Source organism: Okeania sp. SIO3I5 (assembly GCF_010672085.1).
In the GTDB taxonomy this organism is placed as follows: domain Bacteria; phylum Cyanobacteriota; class Cyanobacteriia; order Cyanobacteriales; family Microcoleaceae; genus Trichodesmium.
In genome coordinates this window covers 1-5390 of record NZ_JAAHHT010000373.1, presented here as the reverse complement: position 1 = coordinate 5390, position 5390 = coordinate 1, and the positions used below count along the sequence as shown (strand labels likewise).

Below are 5390 nucleotides of genomic sequence, written 5' to 3'. Positions count from 1 at the left end.
CGCGAAAATTAGCGATATAGCTGCCACTAGGCTCCGCCAACGCTCTGGCGCAACGGATGTTAGAGGGCTATTTTTTTCCCAAAAAAAATCCTCAAAGCTAGAGAATGTTAACACTTGGAGATGGAATCAGTTAGCTATTACTATTGGACAATAGTAATAGCTAACATTAATAATCGCGAAAATTAGCGATATAGCTGCCACTAGGCTCCGCCAACGCTCTGGCGCAACGGATGTTAGAGGGCTATTTTTTTCCCAAAAAAAATCCTCAAAGCTTGAGAATGTTAACACTTGGAGATGGAATCAGTTAGCTATTACTATTGGACAATAGTAATAGCTAACATTAATAAGCGCGAAAATTAGCGATATAGCTGCCACTAGGCTCCGCCAACGCTCTGGCGCAACGGATGTTAGAGGGCTATTTTTTTCCCAAAAAAAATCCTCAAAGCTAGAGAATGTTAACACTTGGAGATGGAATCAGTTAGCTATTACTATTGGACAATAGTAATAGCTAACATTAATAATCGCGAAAATTAGCGATATAGCTGCCACTAGGCTCCGCCAACGCTCTGGCGCAACGGATGTTAGAGGGCTATTTTTTTCCCAAAAAAAATCCTCAAAGCTTGAGAATGTTAACACTTGGAGATGGAATCAGTTAGCTATTACTATTGGACAATAGTAATAGCTAACATTAATAAGCGCGAAAATTAGCGATATAGCTGCCACTAGGCTCCGCCAACGCTCTGGCGCAACGGATGTTAGAGGGCTACTTTTTTCCCAAAAAAAATCCTCAAAGCTAGAGAATGTTAACACTTGGAGATGGAATCAGTTAGCTCTTACTATTGGACAATAGTAATAGCTAACATTAATAAGCGCGAAAATTAGCGATATAGCTGCCACTAGGCTCCGCCAACACTCTGGCGCAACGGATGTTAGAGGGCTACTTTTTTCCCAAAAAAAATCTTCAAAGCTTGAGAATGTTAACACTTGGAGATGGAATCAGTTAGGCTTAACTATTGGACAATAGTTCGAGCCAACATCAATAATCGCGAAAATTAGCGATCGCTATGGGCGAAACCCAACAAATGCCAGTTTCTTGTTAGGTTTCCTTGAGCTGATCTTAGGAAAATTATTCGTGGGGGAAACTCCCTAAGATGAGAATTTCGGGCAAGGTAACAGATACATCTTGGTGTTGGGTTTCGTGACCTCAACTCAACCTACAAACTATAACGTAGGTTGGGTTGAGCTGGCGAAACCCAACATATACAAGCTTGTTGGGTTTCCTTGAGCTGATCTTAGGAAAATTATTCTTGGGGGAAACTCCCTAAGACGAGACTTTCGCGCAAGGCAACATATACAAGCTTGTTGTTAGGTTTCCTTGAGGTTATCTTACGAAAATTTTTCATGGGGGAAACTCCCTAAGACGAGACTTTCGGGCAAGGCAACAGATACATCTTGGTGTTGGGTTTCGTGACCTCAACCCAACCTACAAACTTAAGGCACCCTACAAAATCTTTAAAATGTGGGTAAGTTTCAGCATCCCGGAAGACCTCTCCCCTAACCCCTCTCCTGCAAAGAGAGGGGAGCATTTCTCCCCCTTCCCTTGCAGGGAAGGGGGTTGGGGGGTTAGGTTTTACCTACAATTTTAGTCTAGACGCGCTTCTACCTCAACAAAATTTACTGTTGTTGTTGACTTACTGCTTGCGATCGAGCAACTGCTGCGGCAAATTCTGGATTTTGTTGTAGGTCTTCTGGAACTTCTCTTGCTTCATGTAAACCGATAGTATTTGACCAGTTCGTTTGATTATTCCATTTGATATTGCTGAGGTAGGCACCACTGAGATAGGCACCACTGAGGTCGGCATTACTGAGGTCAGCATCACTGAGGTCGGCATCACTGAGGCCGGCATCACTGAGGTCGGCACCACTGAGGTTGGCATTAGTAAGTGCGGCACCACTGAGGTCGGCACCACTGAGGTCGGCACCACTGAGGTCGGCATCTTTTAGATAGGTATGAAAAAGTTTGGCATCACTGAGGTTGGCATTACTGAGGTCGGCACCACTGAGGTCGGCATCACTGAGGTCGGCATCTTTTAGGTAGGTATGAAAAAGTTTGGCATCACTGAGGTTGGCATTAATGAGGTTGGCATTAGTAAGTGCGGCACCACTGAGGTCGGCACCAATGAGATTGGCATCAATGAAGTTAGCACCTTCAAGGATGGTAAGAATCAATTTAGCACCACTAAGGTCGGCATCTCTGAGAAACTTACCTACTATTTCCACAAAAAGACCATTCCCAAGGCATTCACTATAACCAATAATCTTCAATAGTTTTGCTACATCAAAATCTTCACTATCATCTTGACCGCAAGGATAAAAATGCAACTGCTCCCGCAACTCCTCCTGAGACTGCCCATAACGATGCAACTCAAACAACAAAATCATCACATTCAACCCCGTATAAATATCAACCTGACGTTGCCCAGACTCAATACCCCACTGCTGCAACTGCCTCGCTTTTTTCTGAGGTAAAGTTTCCTCGGTCGCCTCAATAAACTTCCCATCACACCAGTCTAGGTAAAACCCATGTAACCGCTCAAACAACACCGCCAACTCAACCTCACTTTTCACCAACAACGCCATCAAATATTCCACAACCTCCGCCGTTAAATTGCCATAACCAAACAGATCGTAAACCTGCCATTCCAACTCCTCATCAGACAGCACATAAATCTTACGTCGCTTCCCAGTTTTATCCGTCAAATCTTCCAGACTTTCTGCCATCCGTTTTGCACAGAGAAACTCACCAAAACTCTTATGAAAAAACTCCACGGAATTTTCTGCTGCTGCTGCCGACTTCAAATAAAAAGCAGCCAAAGCATTTTTCAAACCATCCTCTCGTTGATCTTGCCTAGCTTTTTCAATTAACGCTTGCAATTCCTTGTATCCCTGTTTCACCAGTCGGTCTTCAATCATTTTTATAGCAGCATATTCGCCACCAGATTGCACCACACACAACCCCGCTTCTGCCAACAAAATTTCTAAATCTTCTGGCTCCAATTTCGTAATTTCAGGATTAAGATTTTTACCCTCTTCTATTCGCTGTTTTTCCAGCACCCACTTAAACGCTTGCTGATAAATCAAAACTTTTACCCCACCAACATCAGCAGTAGCAAACATCTCTACCTGTAACTGCTTATCCCGGTGCATGGCAGCTAGCAAATACAACAAAAGTGGTTCCCGCGCCAACTCCTTAACCTGCTCCGGACATTTTCGACTGTGCAAAAATTCCCGAAACTTTTCTGTTTCCGCTTCCCCCACAACCATCTGCCATTTCTGAAACCACTTTTGCTGAATCTCATTACCCATCGGCAAAATACTCACCCGCTCTAAATTAGGAGGCATCAACCTTTCAACGCCATAAAGCGCCAAAGGTCTACCCGTAATCAACACCCGATGACCACGCTCTTTATTTTCTGTTGCTTGTTTCTGAAACTGCGCCACCTGATCTAAAAACACCTTCAACTCATTACTAGCTCCCCGCTCCAACAATAACTCATCAAACCCATCCAGCAAAAACAGAAACTGAGTATTGCGGTCTGTCAACCAACCGCTATCAGTCTTGACAAAATCCCAACCCACAGCATCAGCTAGAGTCTCATCAATATTCGCTGCAAAATTTCTGACATCCCGTAACCGAATCAAAAGAGGCGTATAAATAGGATGTAATTCCTGGCGCACCAAGTCAGCAAACATCCGGCAAAAAACACTTTTTCCTCTTCCCGGCCCCGCTTGAATAAATAACACTTGTTTATCTTTGTTTTTATCCAGCAAAATTGTTTTTCCCCACTCCTCAATATTCTGGGATCTTGCTCTTTCTTCAACCTTCCCATCGGAGTTAACAGATTTAACTTCTAGTGGTACATAAACTTGCTTAAAAGAGAAATTTTCATCAAATACTTTTTCCTGTGGTTTAGTAGCGATATTGTCTTCCAAATACTTATCAATACTGCCATAAACTTCTAAATCTTGTTGCCAACCATCCCCATAAATTCCGGCTAATTTTTTCGCATCATCTTTCACTTCCGACACCGCTTGTTTCATATAACGATGAGTATTGCGAGAAATTCTTTCAGTGACAATTTTTGCAGTATTTTCATCTAAACTAGATTCTTTTAAACGAGCAAGTAAAATATCATCAAACTTTTTTCTCAAAGGTGAATCATAAAAACAAATCAAAGTATCCTTAGCATCTCGGTCATTAAAATAAACTTCTTCATCCAACTTATTAATCTGTTTTTGTACCGCTTCCGAAGCTTCAGTTTCTGTCAGCTTATCTTGAATTTCTGGAAAGTCTATAAAAAATTGTCGAAAACTTTCTAAATAAGCCACCTGAGCAACCAACTGCACTGCATCTTCTAACGTTGGTTCCTGACGAGTTTTTTCAACAATAAAAGAAATAATTCCAGTTGCAATAGGCAAAAAAGGTAAACTCTCCTTCACAACTTTTCCCAGGGGAGAATTTAGTGCATCTAAAACAGAATTAATATTTTCAATAAAAGGTTTTAATTCCTTAGCATCCTTGTTTTATTGTATTGCTTTTGCTATTTCAAAAACTGCCTTAGCTGACTCAACCCCACCTTTAACAGTTTCCGAGAAATTTAACTCTATTTCTGTATTGAGAACTCGCCAAATATTGCGCCAAAGTTTACCTGCCATAATTACTCTAAATATTAATCTTAATTAGACTAATTATAGCACTTCTAAAATTTACAGCAGTTTTCTGGAAAATGAACCACCTTTATCTCACGAGGTTTAGTCTCCAAACCAAAGTAAAAATCGGATAAAAAAACCAAACCCCCCACAGTTTTTTTCACAAATCATTTCAGACTGCTACATTATGAGATTTATCATATTAGAATCCAGTTATATCGTATATGTTTATAACTATACTTCAATATTTAATCTCCCCTACTTCCCTAAATAAGTAGAACAGTGCAAAAAAACAGAAGTATTTCAACAATTAATAATTATTCATTATTAATTGTTGAATTCTGCCTTCTGCCTTCTTTAAACTTCTGAAAAATTGCGTATCATCCCGCAATAATGCAACGCCATATTTGGGTTTTTTAATAGCAACAGAAAATGTCTGATTACAAGTTCTATTAATAGAAACTTGTCTAAGTTTAGAAATTTTACATTTAGTTTGTAACATTTTCCCTACCTAATAAATAATGACTCTAGTTTTTTGTCAATGTATTGATTACCGAAAGATTGTGGTCTAAAGCTTCCCTTTTGAAGGGGATAAAAAGCGGTCGAGGGATGGCGAGGTTTCCTCGCCATATCCAATCGACCAATAGAAAAGATAATTCCGTATTTCCAGGCTCCGACTA

General features: G+C 40.6%; 2 protein-coding genes and 1 pseudogene. All 3 read right to left on the bottom strand.

From position 1 onward, the window contains the following. Positions 1–1674 precede the first annotated feature (1674 nt). The 3 genes and pseudogenes from F6K40_RS41530 to F6K40_RS38015 all read right to left on the bottom strand — a co-directional run bounded on the left by F6K40_RS41530 (position 1675) and on the right by F6K40_RS38015 (position 4716). Positions 1675–2442: a pentapeptide repeat-containing protein gene (locus F6K40_RS41530; RefSeq protein WP_375340633.1), complete on the bottom strand. Its 768-nt coding sequence runs from the start codon at positions 2440–2442 to the stop codon at positions 1675–1677. A gap of 1503 nt (positions 2443–3945) precedes the next feature. Next, a pseudogene (locus tag F6K40_RS41525) lies at positions 3946–4560 on the bottom strand (pentapeptide repeat-containing protein); the annotation flags it as partial. A 24-nt stretch (positions 4561–4584) separates the two neighbouring features. Continuing rightward, positions 4585–4716, bottom strand: coding sequence for a hypothetical protein (locus F6K40_RS38015; RefSeq protein ID WP_293144813.1), 132 nt, complete (start codon positions 4714–4716; stop codon positions 4585–4587). Between the last annotated feature and the right edge of the window lie 674 nt (positions 4717–5390).